This window comes from Paenarthrobacter sp. GQ52 (assembly GCF_059759005.1).
On sequence record NZ_JCAXEJ010000008.1, the window covers coordinates 62,292 to 76,148 of the forward strand.

Here is a 13,857-nt window from a genome sequence, read left to right on the forward strand (position 1 = left end):
GCCTATAAGTGACGGTGACGTGCACGGCCCAGCGCCCGGTACCAGTAGAACGAATCCTTGGGCGTCCTTTCCAAGGTTTCGAAGTCCACATGGATCAGGCCGAATCGCTGCGAGTAGCCCGCCGCCCACTCGAAATTGTCCAACAAGGTCCAGACGTAGTATCCGCGAAGATCCACATCCTCGGCTATGCCTCCAGGCCCGGTTGCCGTCAGTGCGTGGCCTAGATGTTCAGCCAGGTATGTGATGCGGTTGTGGTCCTGGACAGGTCCATCGACGTGGGCAGGTTCGGGAAAGCTGGCTCCGCCTTCGGTGATGTAAATGGGAGGAAGTGCATCACCGTACCGGTCCTTCATTTCGCGTAGCAGCAGGGCCAGGTACTCAGGCGCAACCGGCCAGCCGAACCCGGTGGTCTCATACTCCTGGTAGGCGGCCAGATGGAATGGAACCTTGGTCATCTCCTGCGACCTTCCGGTGGGTATCTCCGCCGGACCGGGGCCTGCCGCGGCCTTCACGGGGTAGTAGTAGTTGAGCCCATAGAAGTCCAGCGGTTGGCTGATCAGTTCAAGGTCGCCGTCGTGAACTGTACCCAGCGAGCGGAACCACGGTTTCATGGGCAGGGGTGGCTTGGGGTATTGGCCCAGCAGGATCGCATCGGCATAGATGCGGTTGAGGATCAGGTCCAGGGCCTGCGCCATCAATCGATCGACGAGACTGGTGCTGGCTGGTTCGACGGGGCAGTGCATGTTGGACACGCCGATCTGCCCCTTCACTCCTGCGCCTCGGAGGGCCTGGACCGCCATTCCATGGCCCAGCAATTGATGATGTGCGGCAGGCAGTGAGTCGAACAGCAACTGCCGGCCTGGTGCGTGCACTCCCAACGAGTATCCCTGCACGGTGACTGACACGGGCTCGTTCATGGTCACCCAGTGCTCAACGCGATCCCCGAAGCGCTCGGCTGCGGCTTGGCAGTAGACAGCGAAGCGTTCGGCTGTGTCCCTGTTCATCCACCCCCCGGCATGTTCCAACTCCAGCGGGGTGTCCCAGTGGTACAAGGTGGCCATGGGGGAGATGCCTGCGGCAAGGAGTTTATCGATCAGGCGATCATAGAAGTCCAACCCCCGCTGGTTGACCGCGCCCTTGCCTCCGGGCTGGATGCGCGGCCACGAGAGTGAGAAACGGTAGGAGTCGACTCCGAGCTCCTGCATCAAGGCGATGTCTTCGTCCGAACGGTTATAGTGATCGCAGGCCACGGTGGGGGAGCCGCCGTCGACTATTGCTCCAGGCTTTTCACAGAACGCATCCCAGCCGGACGGTCCCCGCCCATCAGCGGTCAGCGAACCTTCTATCTGGAAGGCTGCGGCCGCGACACCCAGCGTGAACCCCGGGCGGAGTCGGGCGGCGAGATCTTCCACGGAGCCTGAATCCTGGGCGTTCATGACCCCATCATCCTCACCGGATGGGGGCCGGGCAATGGCTCCTCAGCGTCGATTGGCCTTTACACCATATTTCCGCCATACTGGATGAGTTGTTCAAGCGCTTCTTCGTGTCCCGATCCGGATAATGCCGGGTGTCAGGGTCCAGGCTGAAGCCCAAACATAACCCTGAACCCCATGATTGCGGTCGAGTTTGCGTGGAAATCGCGACACGCCCGACCGCGGGGGTCGGTGCGCCGACAAGGTGAGGAACCCGGATTACTCCGGATTCAGCTTGTGCGGCGTGTGGTGGTAAATCCTCAAACGCTTCGGCGGCCACATCAACAGGTAAGTAAACAGAGCAGCCCTAACTAGAGCAGCACTAGCTGAAAGAGAGTCAGGCGACATGGCGGGACAAAAAATCCGCATCCGGCTGAAGTCATATGACCACGAGGTCATTGATGTTTCAGCGCGGAAGATCGTTGAGACGGTCACGCGCGCAGGCGCAACGGTAGTCGGCCCGGTGCCGCTGCCGACGGAGAAGAACGTTTACTGCGTTATTCGCTCTCCTCACAAGTACAAGGACAGCCGTGAGCACTTCGAAATGCGTACTCACAAGCGTCTGATCGACATCATCGACCCCACGCCGAAGGCTGTTGACTCGCTTATGCGTCTCGACCTGCCCGCCGACGTGAACATCGAAATCAAGCTCTAGGGAGGTGCTGAGAGACTATGACCGCAACCCGTAACGTAAAGGGCCTGCTGGGCACGAAGCTCGGCATGACCCAGGTCTGGGACGAGAACAACAAGCTCATCCCGGTAACTGTTGTCCAGGCTGACTCGAACGTCATCACCCAGCTGCGCAACGCAGAGGTAGATGGCTACGTCGCCGTACAGATCGGCTACGGCCAGATCGACCCCCGCAAGGTCACCAAGCCGCTGGCTGGTCACTTTGAAAAGGCTGGCGTGACTCCTCGTCGCCACGTCGTCGAACTGCGTACCGCAGACGCCGCATCCTACGAGCTGGGCCAGGAGCTCTCTGTTGAGATCTTCGAAGCCGGCCAGAAGATCGACGTCGTCGGCACCTCCAAGGGTAAGGGCTTTGCCGGTGTTATGAAGCGTCACGGCTTCCACGGCGTTGGCGCTTCCCACGGTGCCCACAAGAACCACCGTAAGCCTGGCTCCATCGGTGGCGCATCCACCCCGAGCCGCGTCTTCAAGGGCCTGAAAATGGCCGGCCGCATGGGCGCCGAGCGTCACACCACGCTGAACCTCACGGTTCACGCCATTGACGCTGAGAAGTCGCTGCTCCTTATCAAGGGTGCCGTTCCCGGTGCCCGCGGCCAGGTCGTACTCGTACGCACCGCCGTGAAGGGAGCCTAGTTAAATGACTAGCACTGTCAAGGTAGACCTGCCTGCAGAGATCTTCGACGTCCAGACCAACGTGCCGTTGCTGCACCAGGTCGTCGTCGCACAGCTCGCTGCTGCACGCCAGGGTACCCACAAGACGAAGACCCGCGCCGAGGTTTCCGGTGCAGGTCGCAAGCCGTTCAAGCAGAAGGGTACCGGCCGCGCCCGTCAGGGTTCCATCCGTGCTCCTCACATGACCGGCGGTGGCGTTGTCCACGGTCCGACTCCTCGTGACTACAGCCAGCGCACCCCCAAGAAGATGAAGGCTGCTGCACTCCGCGGCGCCCTGTCTGACCGCGCCCGCAACGGCCGCATCCACGTCATCGCTGAACTGGTAGCCGGCACCAAGCCGTCCGCCAAGGAAGCACTGGCTTCGCTGCGTGCAGTCTCCGAGCGCAAGAACCTGCTCGTCGTAATCGAGCGCGCCAACGATGTTGCTGCACTGTCCGTGCGCAACCTCGAAGGTATTCACGTTCTGTACGCAGACCAGTTGAACACCTACGACGTGCTTGTCTCCGACGACGTGGTCTTCACCAAGGCTGCTTTCGAGGCGTTCGTCGCTGACAAGGCCAAGAACGAGGAGGCCTCCAAGTGAGCGTAACCACCATCAAGGACCCGCGCGACGTCGTGCTTGCACCCGTCGTTTCGGAAAAGAGCTACGGTCTGATCGACGAAGGCAAGTACACCTTCCTGGTGGACCCTCGCTCGAACAAGACCGAGATCAAATTGGCCGTTGAGAAGATCTTCTCGGTCAAGGTTGACTCGATCAACACCATCAACCGTGCCGGTAAGCGCAAGCGCACCAAATTCGGCTGGGGACAGCGCAAGAGCACCAAGCGTGCAATTGTCACCCTCAAAGAAGGCACAATCGACATCTTCGGCGGTCCGCTCGCGTAGCGGAGACCACTTTAACGAGGAAATAAATTATGGGAATCCGTAAATACAAGCCGACTACCCCGGGCCGTCGTGGCTCGAGCGTAGCCGACTTCGCTGAAATCACGCGATCGACTCCGGAAAAGTCGTTGCTGCGTCCGCTGCACAAAACAGGCGGCCGTAACAACTCCGGTAAGATCACCACCCGTCACAAGGGTGGTGGGCACAAGCGCCAGTACCGTCTGATCGACTTCCGTCGTCACGACAAGGACGGCATCAACGCCCGCGTTGCCGAAATCGAGTACGACCCGAACCGTACGGCTCGCATCGCACTCCTGCACTACGTTGATGGCACCAAGCGTTACATCATCGCTCCTAACAAGCTGTCCCAGGGTGACTTCGTCGAGGCTGGTCCTGACGCTGACATCAAGCCGGGCAACAACCTGCCGCTGCGCAACATCCCGGTTGGTACCGTAATCCACGCAGTTGAACTGCGTCCGGGTGGCGGCGCCAAGATGGCACGTTCCGCAGGTGCTTCGGTACAGCTCGTTGCCAAGGAAGGCCGCTTCGCACAGTTGCGTCTGCCCTCCGGCGAAATCCGCAACGTTGACGTGCGCTGCCGCGCAACCGTCGGCGAGGTCGGCAACGCCGAGCAGTCGAACATCAACTGGGGCAAGGCCGGCCGTATGCGCTGGAAGGGCGTTCGCCCGACCGTCCGTGGTGTAGCCATGAACCCGGTTGACCACCCGCACGGTGGTGGTGAAGGTAAGACTTCCGGTGGACGTCACCCGGTTAACCCGAACGGCAAGCCCGAGGGCCGTACCCGCCGTCCGAACAAAGAGAGCGACAAGCTTATTGTTCGTCGCCGCCGTACTGGCAAGAACAAGCGATAGGAGCCTGGACACATGCCACGCAGCCTGAAAAAAGGTCCTTTCGTTGACCAGCACCTCTTTGTGAAGGTCGCACGGGAAAACGATAAGGGCACCAAGAACGTCATCAAGACCTGGTCCCGCCGTTCGATGATCATCCCCGACATGCTCGGGCACACGATCGCCGTACACGACGGACGCAAGCACATCCCGGTGTTTGTCACAGAGTCGATGGTCGGGCACAAGCTCGGCGAATTCGCTCCCACGCGGACATTCCGCGGCCATGTTAAGGACGACCGTAAGGGCAAGCGCCGCTAGGCGCCTGACTTTACGTCTTAGACGAGAGAAGGAAAGCAATGGAAGCCAAGGCTATTGCGCGTCACATCCGCGTAACGCCTATGAAGGCCCGGCGCGTCGTCAACCTTGTTCGTGGTAAGCAAGCGAATGAGGCTCTGGCAATTCTGAAGTTTGCCCCCCAGGCAGCTTCGGAGCCGGTATTCAAGGTACTTCAGTCGGCAATGGCCAACGCACGTGTCCTCGCGGACCGTGACGGCGTTGCATTCGACGACAGCGACCTCTTCATCACCGAAGCATTTGTTGATGAAGGCCCGACCATGAAGCGGTTCCAGCCGCGTGCCCAGGGCCGCGCCTACCGCATTAGGAAGCGGACCAGCCACATCACGCTGGTTGTCGCAACCCCGGAGAAAGAGGAGGCTCGCTAAGTGGGACAGAAAGTAAACCCGCACGGGTTCCGACTCGGCATCACCACCGACCACGTTTCGCACTGGTTCGCTGACAGCACCAAGCCCGGACAGCGCTACAAGGATTTCGTCCGCGAGGACATCAAGATCCGTCAGCTCATGTCCACCGGCATGGAGCGCGCCGGCATCGCCAAGGTCGAGATCGAGCGCACCCGTGACCGTGTCCGCGTGGATATCCACACGGCACGCCCGGGTATCGTTATCGGCCGCCGCGGCGCTGAAGCAGACCGCATCCGCGGCGAGCTCGAAAAGCTCACCGGCAAGCAGGTTCAGCTGAACATCCTCGAGGTCAAGAACCCCGAGATGGAAGCACAGCTTGTTGCCCAGGGCATCGCTGAGCAGCTGACTTCCCGCGTGGCTTTCCGCCGTGCGATGAAGAAGGCCATGCAGTCCGCACAGCGTGCGGGTGCCAAGGGTATCCGTGTTGCTTGCTCGGGTCGTCTGGGTGGCGCAGAAATGTCCCGCTCGGAGTTCTACCGCGAAGGCCGTGTGCCCCTGCACACCCTCCGCGCGAACATCGACTACGGCTTCTACGAAGCCAAGACCACCTTCGGCCGTATCGGTGTGAAGGTTTGGATCTACAAGGGTGACGTAACTGCCAAGGAACTGGCTCAGCAGGCAGCTGCTGCTCCGTCCCGTGGCCGTGCAGGAGACCGTCCGGGCCGTCCGGGTGGCGACCGCCGTCGTCGTAACGACCGTCCGGCAGCTGAGGCAGCACCCGCTGCCGTTGAAGCACCGGCCGCTGAAGCTGCTGCTCCGGCAGCAGAAGGAGGACAGGCTTAAATGCTTATCCCACGTCGAGTCAAGCACCGTAAGCAGCACCACCCGGGTCGTTCCGGCGCTGCAACGGGCGGCACCAAGGTCAGCTTCGGTGAGTACGGTATCCAGGCTCTCAGCCCGGCATACGTAACCAACCGTCAGATCGAGTCCGCTCGTATCGCGATGACCCGCCACATCAAGCGTGGCGGCAAGGTCTGGATCAACATCTACCCGGACCGTCCGCTGACGAAGAAGCCTGCTGAAACCCGTATGGGTTCCGGTAAGGGTTCTCCGGAATGGTGGGTCGCAAACGTCAAGCCGGGCCGGGTTCTCTTCGAACTCTCCGGTGTCAATGAAGAGGTAGCTCGCGAGGCCCTGCGCCTGGCAATCCACAAGCTCCCGTTGAAGGCACGCATTGTGCGTCGCGAAGGTGGTGAATAGAAATGGCAGTAGGGTCGAAGGATCTCGCACCCGCACAGCTGGACGGTTTCGACAACGAGCGTCTCGTTGAAGAACTCCGCAAGTCCAAGGAAGAGCTGTTCAACCTGCGTTTCCAGTCCGCCACCGGACAGCTGGAGAACCACGGTCGCCTGCGTGCGGTAAAGAAGGACATCGCACGCATCTACACCGTTCTCCGTGAGCGCGAGCTGGGCATTCGTGCCGAGGTTGCCGCACCGGTTGTGGAAGCCAAGGAAGAAAAGAAGTCCAAGAAGGCTGCCAAGGCTGACAAGGCCGAGGTTGAAGCTGGAGAGGACGCCAAGTGAGCGAGAAGGAAACTGTGACGGAAGCAGCAGCCAGCGCTGAACAGCGCGGTTACCGTAAGACGCGTCGCGGCTACGTTGTCTCTGACAAGATGGAAAAGACCATCGTTGTTCAGGTTGAAGACCGCGTGAAGCACGCTCTGTACGGCAAGGTTATTCGCCGCACCTCGAAGATCAAGGCTCACGACGAAGAGAACACCGCCGGCATCGGCGACCTCGTTCTCATCTCTGAGACCCGCCCGCTGTCCGCTACCAAGCGGTGGCGTCTGGTGGAGATCCTCGAAAAGGCCAAGTAAATCCGACGCCGGGCACGCCTGGCAGTGATTCACTGGAAAGGCCCGCATTCCTTTGGGAATGCGGGCCTTTCCGCTTCTCCCGCCGTTTCGGTTACAGGCTGTAAACGTGCTAGGATATTGAGTTTGTATGGCGCCACTTGTGCGTCGTCCACTACCTCGTAAACAATCGTGCCGCTGCATACTGCCCCGCGCAGAGTTTTCTGCAAGGGAAGCTGATGCTTGTGGCACGGGCGTTTAGGCCTGTACTGGCAAAATCCAGGCAGGTCAAGAGACACCCCGATCAACCGTTCCGCAAGGCTCATTCCGTATGCATGATTTCGGTCTGAGAACCGGCGCGACGCAAGGAGTAAAAATTGATTCAGCAGGAGTCGCGACTCAAGGTCGCCGACAACACGGGTGCTAAGGAAATCCTTACCATTCGCGTTCTCGGTGGATCCGGTCGTCGCTACGCAGGCATCGGCGACGTCATCGTCGCCACCGTCAAGGACGCTATCCCTGGCGGCAACGTAAAGAAGGGTGACGTCGTCAAGGCTGTCATCGTTCGTACCAAGAAGGAACGCCGCCGTGCGGATGGTTCCTACATCAAGTTTGACGAAAACGCAGCTGTGATCCTGAAGAACGACGGTGACCCCCGCGGTACCCGTATCTTCGGCCCGGTTGGTCGTGAACTTCGCGACAAGAAGTTCATGAAGATCGTTTCGCTGGCCCCGGAGGTGCTTTAGTCCATGGCTAAGATCAAGAAGGGTGACCTCGTTCAGGTCATCACTGGCGCCAAGCAGGAACGTGGCGGCGACCGCGGCAAGCAGGGCAAGGTCCTGCGCGTATTCCCCGACACCAACCGCGTGCTGGTAGAGGGAATCAACCGCGTCACCAAGCACTCCAAGGTCGGTCAGTCGCAGCGCGGCACCAAGACCGGTGGCATCGAGGTTGTTGAAGCCCCGATCCACGTTTCCAACGTTGCTTTGGTTGACCCGTCCACCAAGAAGCCGACCCGTGTTGGTTTCCGTCTCGACACCGTTGAGAAGGATGGCGCTACCAAGACCGTCCGTATCCGCGTGTCCAAGGCCACCGGGAAGGACATCTAATGACTGAGACTCTCGAGACTCCGGTAAAGATCGTTCCGCGTCTGAAGACGAAGTACGCAGAGACCATCAAGAAGTCACTGCAGGACGAATTCAGCTACGCGAACGTCAACCAGGTTCCCCGCCTGGTGAAGGTTGTAGTGAACATGGGTGTTGGAGATGCCGCCAAGGACTCCAAGCTGATCGACGGCGCTGTCCGCGACCTCACCCTGATCACCGGCCAGAAGCCGCAGGTAACCAAGGCCCGCAAGTCGATCGCACAGTTCAAGCTGCGCGAAGGCATGCCCATCGGTGCACACGCAACTCTGCGTGGAGACCGCATGTGGGAATTCGTGGACCGTCTGGTTTCGCTGGCACTGCCGCGTATCCGCGACTTCCGCGGCCTCAACGGCAAGCAGTTTGATGGCAACGGCAACTACACCTTCGGTCTGACCGAGCAGGTTATGTTCCACGAAATCGACCAGGACTCCATTGACCGCGTTCGCGGTATGGACATCACGGTCGTCACCACCGCCAAGACCGATGACGAAGGCCGCGCGCTGCTCAAGGCGCTTGGTTTCCCGTTCAAGACCGAAAACTAACTACGTGACAGGTCCGTCCGCGCAGGCTCTTAGGAGCAAGCGCAGCGGAAACCGGTACGAGGAAGGGCTATAGCCCAAATGACTATGACAGATCCTGTCGCAGACATGCTCACGCGTCTGCGCAATGCAAACTCGGCATACCACGACACCGTGTCCATGCCGTACAGCAAACTGAAGGCACGCGTTGCTGACATCCTGAAGGCAGAAGGCTACATTGCCGGCTGGAAGGAAGAAGACGCCGAGGTTGGCAAGAAGCTGACCATCGACCTGAAGTTCGGTCCGAACCGCGAGCGTTCCATCGCTGGCGTCCGCCGCATCTCCAAGCCGGGCCTCCGCGTTTACGCGAAGTCCACCAACCTGCCGCACGTGCTGGGTGGCCTGGGTATCGCAATCCTGTCCACCTCTTCCGGCCTCCTGACTGACAAGCAGGCCGGCAAGAAGGGCGTGGGCGGCGAAGTCCTCGCGTACGTCTGGTAACGGGAAAGGAAGAGAATAATGTCACGTATTGGACGTCTCCCCATCACCGTTCCTGCCGGAGTTGAGGTCAAGCTCGATGGCTCCGTCATCAGCGTCAAAGGTGCCAAAGGCGAGCTGAGCCACACTGTGGCCAGCCCGATCGAGGTTACCCAGGAAGAGAACACTCTCACGGTCACCCGCCCGAACGACGAGCGCAACTCGCGTTCGCTGCACGGCCTGACCCGCACCCTGATCGCCAACATGATCCAGGGCGTTACCGAGGGCTACGAGAAGAAGCTTGAAATCGTTGGTACTGGTTACCGCGTTCAGGCCAAGGGTTCTGACCTGGAGTTCGCTCTGGGCTACAGCCACCCGGTCAACGTCTCTGCACCCGAAGGCATCACCTTCGTAGTAGAGGGTCCGACCAAGCTCTCTGTTGCGGGTATCAACAAGCAGCAGGTCGGCGAGGTTGCTGCCAACATTCGCAAGCTGCGCAAGCCCGACCCCTACAAGGGCAAGGGTGTCCGTTACGCCGGCGAAGTCATCCGCCGCAAGGTCGGAAAGGCTGGTAAGTAAACCATGGCCATCGCAATTAACAAGAAGCGTTCGAACAAGAGCAAGTCGGCTGCACGCAGCCGTCGCCAGCTTCGTATCCGCAAGCGCATCACCGGTACGGCTGTACGTCCTCGTCTGGTCGTCAACCGTTCGGCACGTCACGTATTCGTCCAGGTTGTCGATGACAGCAAGGGTGTAACCGTGGCTTACGCTTCCACTCTGGAAGCTGACCTCCGCGCATTTGACGGAGACAAGACTGCCAAGGCCAAGCGCGTCGGCGAGCTCGTTGCCGAGCGTGCCAAGGCTGCAGGCGTCGAAGCTGTTGTCTTCGACCGTGGCGGTAACAAGTACCACGGCCGCATCGCCGCCGTCGCTGACGGTGCTCGCGAAGGTGGGCTGGCACTGTGACCGTTGAAAATAACGAAAAGGACACCCAGGTGACTGAAGCTGTAGCTGCTGAAGCAACTGAGACCGCACCCGCTACCGATGACCGCCGCGGCGGACGTCGTGGCGAGCGCGGCGACCGTGGCCAGGGCCGCGGCGACCGTGGTGGCCGTGGTGGCCGCGACGGCGGTCGTGAGGCTGAGAAGAGCCAGTTCGTAGAGCGCGTTGTCACCATCAACCGCGTTGCCAAGGTCGTCAAGGGTGGTCGTCGCTTCAGCTTCACCGCTCTCGTCGTCGTCGGTGACGGCAACGGTATGGTCGGCGTCGGCTACGGCAAGGCCAAGGAAGTTCCCGCGGCTATCGCAAAGGGCGTTGAAGAGGCCAAGAAGTCCTTCTTCCGCGTTCCCCGCGTTGGCAGCACCATCCCGCACCGTGTGCAGGGTGAGGCCGCTGCAGGTGTAGTCCTGCTGCGTCCGGCTTCCGCCGGTACCGGTGTTATCGCCGGTGGTCCGGTCCGCGCGGTATTGGAGTGCGTGGGTATCCACGACATCCTCTCCAAGTCGCTCGGTTCCTCAAACGCGATCAACATCGTTCACGCGACTGTTGCCGCTCTGAAGCAGCTCGAAGAGCCCGCTTCCGTGGCTGCCCGCCGTGGCCTGCCGCTGGACGAGGTTGCTCCTGCTGCTCTGGTGCGCGCGCTCCAGAACCAGAAGGCAGGTGTTTAGTCATGGCTAAGAACCTGACTCCCTCCGACGCCAAGTTGGAGATCACCCAGATCAAGGGCGTCATTGGCGCCAAGCAGAACCAGAAGGCCACCCTTCGGTCCCTCGGCCTGAAGCGCATCGGACACACCGTTGTCCGTAACGCTGACGCTGTGACCGTTGGAATGCTGAACACGGTTCCGCACCTCGTGAATGTAGAGGAGGCGAAGTAATGGCAGAGAACAAGACCGCCGAAGAGACTGCTGAGAAGCAGCACGCTCTGAAGGTCCACCACCTGCGCCCCGCCCCGGGTGCCAAGACCGCCAAGACCCGTGTTGGTCGTGGTGAAGGCTCCAAGGGTAAGACCGCTGGTCGCGGTACCAAGGGTACGAAGGCCCGCTACCAGGTAAAGGCTGGCTTTGCCGGCGGCCAGCTGCCGCTGCACATGCGCCTGCCGAAGCTGCGCGGCTTCAAGAACCCGTTCCGGGTTGAGTTCCAGGTTGTTAACCTGGAGAAGCTCAACGAGCTGTTCCCGGAAGGTGGCGTTGTCACCGTCGAGTCCCTGGTTGAGAAGGGTGCCGTTCGCAAGAACCAGCCCGTCAAGGTGCTGGGCACCGGCGACATCACCGTCAAGGTTGACGTCACCGCTCACGCATTCTCTTCCAGCGCTGCGGAAAAGATTGCTGCAGCAGGCGGAAGCACCACTGCTCTCTAAGAGCCAGTGGGGCAAATGCCCGTTGTAAAAGGATCCCGGTATGCGGGGCTTCGGCCCTGTATACCGGGATTTTTTGCGTGATTGTGGACTCTCGATTATTCCGACGGCGTCACAAGCGGTTAGACTCGGTTGTTGGGTTTCATTGATCCCATCCACATCCTTGTACTTTCTACTCAGGAGGACGCTTGCTAAGCGCATTCGGCCGGGCGTTTCGGACGCCTGATTTGCGACGCAAGTTGTTGTTCACGCTGGGAATCATCACAATCTTCCGCTTGGGAGCTTTTATCCCCTCGCCTGGTGTGAACTACCAGAATGTCCAGCAATGCTTGAACACCGGTGACACCTCGCAGGGCATCTACCAGCTGGTGAACTTGTTCAGCGGCGGCGCGTTGCTGCAGGTTTCAGTGTTTGCCTTGGGCATCATGCCCTACATCACGGCGAGCATCATCGTGCAGCTGCTCCGGGTGGTCATTCCCCGGTTCCAGCAGCTCTACGAAGAGGGCTCCTCCGGTCAGTCAAAGTTGACGCAGTACACCCGGTACCTCACCATCGCTCTCGGACTGCTGAACGCCACCACGTTGGTGTCGCTCGCCCGGTCCGGCCAGCTGCTGCCAGGCTGCAACCTGCCCATCATTCCTGATGAGAGCATCATGACCACCATCCTCATCATCATCACGTTGACGGCCGGCACAGGCCTCATCATGTGGATGGGCGAACTGGTCACCGAAAAGGGTGTGGGCAACGGCATGTCGCTGCTCATCTTCACCTCCATCGCTGCAAGCTTCCCCGGCTCGCTGGGCTCCATCTGGGAGTCGAAGGGCCCGGGCACCTTCTTCATGGTCCTGGCCGTCGGCTTGCTGACGGTGGCCTTGGTGGTCTTCGTGGAGCAGTCTCAGCGCCGCGTCCCCGTTCAGTACGCCAAGCGTATGATTGGACGCCGCACAGTGGGTGGCACCAGCACCTACATCCCCATCAAGGTGAACATGGCCGGCGTCGTGCCTGTTATCTTCGCCTCCTCCATGCTCTACCTGCCCGGGCTGATTTCACAGTTCAACCAGCCGGCGCCAGGGGAGCAGATGGCCCCGTGGGTTGAGTGGATCAACAACAACCTCACCCGTGGCGACCACCCCATCTACATGGCGCTGTATTTCGCCATGATTGTTTTCTTCACCTACTTCTACGTTGCCATCACCTTCAACCCTGAAGAAGTGTCGGACAACATGAAGAAGTACGGCGGGTTTATTCCGGGCATCCGGGCGGGTAAACCGACCGCGGACTACCTGCAGTACGTGCTTTCCAGGATCACCTTGCCTGGAGCCCTTTACCTGGGCTTCGTGGCGTTGATTCCTTTGGTTGCACTCGTCCTGATCAACGCCAACCAGAACTTCCCGTTCGGTGGCACGTCAATCCTGATCATGGTGGGTGTTGGCCTGGAGACCGTCAAGCAGATTGATGCGCAGCTACAACAACGTCACTACGAAGGGCTTTTGCGATGACGAGAATGCTGATCATTGGACCTCCCGGTTCGGGCAAGGGTACGCAGGCTGAGCGGATTTCCGAGCGCCTCGGCGTAGTCGCCATCTCCACCGGCGACATCTTCCGTGCCAACGTAAAGGGCGAAACCCCTTTGGGCATCGAAGCAAAGAAGTACATGGACGCCGGGGACTTCGTTCCGGACAGTGTCACGAACGATATGGTTCGCGATCGCCTGAGCCAGAGCGACGTCGAAAACGGCTTCCTCTTGGATGGCTACCCGCGCACCACCGCGCAGGTGGACTACCTGGACCAGATCCTCGCTGAGGGTGAGCAGGAGCTCGACGTCGTGCTCCAGCTGACCGCCGACGATGAAGAGCTGGTAACCCGCCTCCTTGGCCGCGCCAAGGAAACGGGCCGTTCGGATGACAACGAAACCGTCATCCGGCACCGCCTGGACCTCTACCACGAGCAGACCGAGGCAGTTGTGGCCAAGTACGCCGAGCGTGGCATCCTCACGCAGGTTGATGGCATCGGTGGTATCGACGAAGTTACCGACCGTGTGCTGACGGCGATCGAGTCGGCCAAGGCCGTTTAGCTGGTTCTCCACATAGCCGGTAAAACGGCAGTGGAGCGAGGGGTGTGTCCCGTACGGTGAGTGCGGGACACACCCTTTTTCTTTTTCACGCTGCATTCCAATTTCGGCCATGCTCCCGGGTACGGGAAAATGGTTGAAGCACGGGGCCTGGTCGGCCTCGACAGCAAACCT

General features: G+C 60.2%; 23 protein-coding genes. 22 read left to right on the forward strand and 1 reads right to left on the reverse strand.

Features of this window, described 5'->3' with window-relative positions:
* Positions 1-2 precede the first annotated feature (2 nt).
* Entirely contained in the window at positions 3-1,436 is a 1,434-nt protein-coding gene (locus AC6CH8_RS12565) for a GH1 family beta-glucosidase (RefSeq protein WP_498190876.1), read from the reverse strand.
* 382 nt (positions 1,437-1,818) lie between these two features.
* On the opposite strand from AC6CH8_RS12565, the gene rpsJ reads away from it, so the two are divergent.
* The 22 genes from rpsJ (at position 1,819) to AC6CH8_RS12675 (ending at position 13,686) form a co-directional block, all read left to right on the forward strand.
* Positions 1,819-2,127: a 30S ribosomal protein S10 gene (gene rpsJ / locus AC6CH8_RS12570; protein WP_003803825.1), complete on the forward strand. Its 309-nt coding sequence runs from the start codon at positions 1,819-1,821 to the stop codon at positions 2,125-2,127.
* 17 nt (positions 2,128-2,144) lie between these two features.
* Positions 2,145-2,795 (forward strand): 50S ribosomal protein L3, encoded by a 651-nt coding sequence (rplC, locus tag AC6CH8_RS12575; RefSeq protein ID WP_011775595.1) that lies wholly within the window; start codon positions 2,145-2,147, stop codon positions 2,793-2,795.
* A gap of 4 nt (positions 2,796-2,799) precedes the next feature.
* Positions 2,800-3,417, forward strand: a complete 618-nt coding sequence (gene rplD, locus AC6CH8_RS12580) for a 50S ribosomal protein L4 (protein WP_091468992.1) — start codon at positions 2,800-2,802, stop codon at positions 3,415-3,417.
* Complete coding sequence (rplW, locus tag AC6CH8_RS12585) at positions 3,414-3,719, forward strand: 50S ribosomal protein L23 (protein ID WP_011775593.1); 306 nt, start codon at positions 3,414-3,416, stop codon at positions 3,717-3,719. Before rplD ends, rplW begins: the two co-directional genes overlap by 4 nt.
* 29 nt (positions 3,720-3,748) lie before the next feature.
* A complete protein-coding gene (gene rplB / locus AC6CH8_RS12590; protein WP_011775592.1) occupies positions 3,749-4,588 on the forward strand; it encodes a 50S ribosomal protein L2 in 840 nt (279 codons plus the stop codon).
* A 12-nt stretch (positions 4,589-4,600) separates the two neighbouring features.
* The gene (gene rpsS / locus AC6CH8_RS12595) at positions 4,601-4,882 is read left to right on the forward strand and encodes a 30S ribosomal protein S19 (RefSeq protein WP_011775591.1); all 282 of its coding nucleotides are present in this window, start codon (positions 4,601-4,603) and stop codon (positions 4,880-4,882) included.
* 38 nt (positions 4,883-4,920) lie between these two features.
* Complete coding sequence (gene rplV, locus AC6CH8_RS12600) at positions 4,921-5,286, forward strand: 50S ribosomal protein L22 (protein ID WP_011775590.1); 366 nt, start codon at positions 4,921-4,923, stop codon at positions 5,284-5,286.
* Positions 5,287-6,108, forward strand: coding sequence for a 30S ribosomal protein S3 (rpsC, locus tag AC6CH8_RS12605; RefSeq protein WP_011775589.1), 822 nt, complete (start codon positions 5,287-5,289; stop codon positions 6,106-6,108).
* Positions 6,109-6,525: a 50S ribosomal protein L16 gene (gene rplP / locus AC6CH8_RS12610; RefSeq protein ID WP_003803795.1), complete on the forward strand. Its 417-nt coding sequence runs from the start codon at positions 6,109-6,111 to the stop codon at positions 6,523-6,525.
* A 2-nt stretch (positions 6,526-6,527) separates the two neighbouring features.
* Positions 6,528-6,848, forward strand: a complete 321-nt coding sequence (rpmC, locus tag AC6CH8_RS12615) for a 50S ribosomal protein L29 (RefSeq protein ID WP_314323145.1) — start codon at positions 6,528-6,530, stop codon at positions 6,846-6,848.
* Positions 6,845-7,141, forward strand: coding sequence for a 30S ribosomal protein S17 (rpsQ, locus tag AC6CH8_RS12620; RefSeq protein ID WP_011775587.1), 297 nt, complete (start codon positions 6,845-6,847; stop codon positions 7,139-7,141). Before rpmC ends, rpsQ begins: the two co-directional genes overlap by 4 nt.
* A gap of 353 nt (positions 7,142-7,494) precedes the next feature.
* Positions 7,495-7,863 (forward strand): 50S ribosomal protein L14, encoded by a 369-nt coding sequence (gene rplN / locus AC6CH8_RS12625; RefSeq protein WP_003803789.1) that lies wholly within the window; start codon positions 7,495-7,497, stop codon positions 7,861-7,863.
* A gap of 3 nt (positions 7,864-7,866) precedes the next feature.
* A complete protein-coding gene (gene rplX / locus AC6CH8_RS12630) occupies positions 7,867-8,226 on the forward strand; it encodes a 50S ribosomal protein L24 (protein WP_011775586.1) in 360 nt (119 codons plus the stop codon).
* Complete coding sequence (rplE, locus tag AC6CH8_RS12635) at positions 8,226-8,804, forward strand: 50S ribosomal protein L5 (protein ID WP_011775585.1); 579 nt, start codon at positions 8,226-8,228, stop codon at positions 8,802-8,804. The genes rplX and rplE overlap by 1 nt, the downstream gene beginning before the upstream one ends.
* 78 nt (positions 8,805-8,882) lie before the next feature.
* Positions 8,883-9,281: a 30S ribosomal protein S8 gene (rpsH, locus tag AC6CH8_RS12640; protein ID WP_011775584.1), complete on the forward strand. Its 399-nt coding sequence runs from the start codon at positions 8,883-8,885 to the stop codon at positions 9,279-9,281.
* 18 nt (positions 9,282-9,299) lie between these two features.
* Complete coding sequence (gene rplF / locus AC6CH8_RS12645) at positions 9,300-9,836, forward strand: 50S ribosomal protein L6 (protein WP_011775583.1); 537 nt, start codon at positions 9,300-9,302, stop codon at positions 9,834-9,836.
* Between the two features lie 3 nt (positions 9,837-9,839).
* Positions 9,840-10,223, forward strand: a complete 384-nt coding sequence (gene rplR / locus AC6CH8_RS12650; protein ID WP_011775582.1) for a 50S ribosomal protein L18 — start codon at positions 9,840-9,842, stop codon at positions 10,221-10,223.
* Between the two features lie 29 nt (positions 10,224-10,252).
* Positions 10,253-10,924 (forward strand): 30S ribosomal protein S5, encoded by a 672-nt coding sequence (gene rpsE, locus AC6CH8_RS12655; RefSeq protein WP_011775581.1) that lies wholly within the window; start codon positions 10,253-10,255, stop codon positions 10,922-10,924.
* A 2-nt stretch (positions 10,925-10,926) separates the two neighbouring features.
* Positions 10,927-11,133, forward strand: a complete 207-nt coding sequence (gene rpmD / locus AC6CH8_RS12660) for a 50S ribosomal protein L30 (RefSeq protein ID WP_011775580.1) — start codon at positions 10,927-10,929, stop codon at positions 11,131-11,133.
* Positions 11,133-11,615, forward strand: a complete 483-nt coding sequence (rplO, locus tag AC6CH8_RS12665) for a 50S ribosomal protein L15 (RefSeq protein WP_011775579.1) — start codon at positions 11,133-11,135, stop codon at positions 11,613-11,615. The genes rpmD and rplO overlap by 1 nt, the downstream gene beginning before the upstream one ends.
* Positions 11,616-11,800: 185 nt before the next feature.
* Positions 11,801-13,111: a preprotein translocase subunit SecY gene (gene secY, locus AC6CH8_RS12670; RefSeq protein WP_017200273.1), complete on the forward strand. Its 1,311-nt coding sequence runs from the start codon at positions 11,801-11,803 to the stop codon at positions 13,109-13,111.
* A 5-nt stretch (positions 13,112-13,116) separates the two neighbouring features.
* Positions 13,117-13,686: an adenylate kinase gene (locus AC6CH8_RS12675; protein WP_178997654.1), complete on the forward strand. Its 570-nt coding sequence runs from the start codon at positions 13,117-13,119 to the stop codon at positions 13,684-13,686.
* Positions 13,687-13,857 lie beyond the last annotated feature (171 nt).

Coding starts and splice junctions, on each gene's coding strand:
- rpsJ (WP_003803825.1), top strand. CDS start 1,819: ATGGCGGGACAAAAAATCCGCATCCGGCTGAAGTCATATGACCACGAG.
- rplE (WP_011775585.1), top strand. CDS start 8,226: ATGACTGAGACTCTCGAGACTCCGGTAAAGATCGTTCCGCGTCTGAAG.
- rplF (WP_011775583.1), top strand. CDS start 9,300: ATGTCACGTATTGGACGTCTCCCCATCACCGTTCCTGCCGGAGTTGAG.
- rplO (WP_011775579.1), top strand. CDS start 11,133: ATGGCAGAGAACAAGACCGCCGAAGAGACTGCTGAGAAGCAGCACGCT.
- rplV (WP_011775590.1), top strand. CDS start 4,921: ATGGAAGCCAAGGCTATTGCGCGTCACATCCGCGTAACGCCTATGAAG.
- rplB (WP_011775592.1), top strand. CDS start 3,749: ATGGGAATCCGTAAATACAAGCCGACTACCCCGGGCCGTCGTGGCTCG.
- rplD (WP_091468992.1), top strand. CDS start 2,800: ATGACTAGCACTGTCAAGGTAGACCTGCCTGCAGAGATCTTCGACGTC.
- rpmC (WP_314323145.1), top strand. CDS start 6,528: ATGGCAGTAGGGTCGAAGGATCTCGCACCCGCACAGCTGGACGGTTTC.
- rplC (WP_011775595.1), top strand. CDS start 2,145: ATGACCGCAACCCGTAACGTAAAGGGCCTGCTGGGCACGAAGCTCGGC.
- rpsH (WP_011775584.1), top strand. CDS start 8,883: ATGACTATGACAGATCCTGTCGCAGACATGCTCACGCGTCTGCGCAAT.
- AC6CH8_RS12675 (WP_178997654.1), top strand. CDS start 13,117: ATGCTGATCATTGGACCTCCCGGTTCGGGCAAGGGTACGCAGGCTGAG.
- rplR (WP_011775582.1), top strand. CDS start 9,840: ATGGCCATCGCAATTAACAAGAAGCGTTCGAACAAGAGCAAGTCGGCT.
- AC6CH8_RS12565 (WP_498190876.1), bottom strand. CDS start 1,436: ATGAACGCCCAGGATTCAGGCTCCGTGGAAGATCTCGCCGCCCGACTC.
- rpmD (WP_011775580.1), top strand. CDS start 10,927: ATGGCTAAGAACCTGACTCCCTCCGACGCCAAGTTGGAGATCACCCAG.
- rpsS (WP_011775591.1), top strand. CDS start 4,601: ATGCCACGCAGCCTGAAAAAAGGTCCTTTCGTTGACCAGCACCTCTTT.
- rplX (WP_011775586.1), top strand. CDS start 7,867: ATGGCTAAGATCAAGAAGGGTGACCTCGTTCAGGTCATCACTGGCGCC.
- rplP (WP_003803795.1), top strand. CDS start 6,109: ATGCTTATCCCACGTCGAGTCAAGCACCGTAAGCAGCACCACCCGGGT.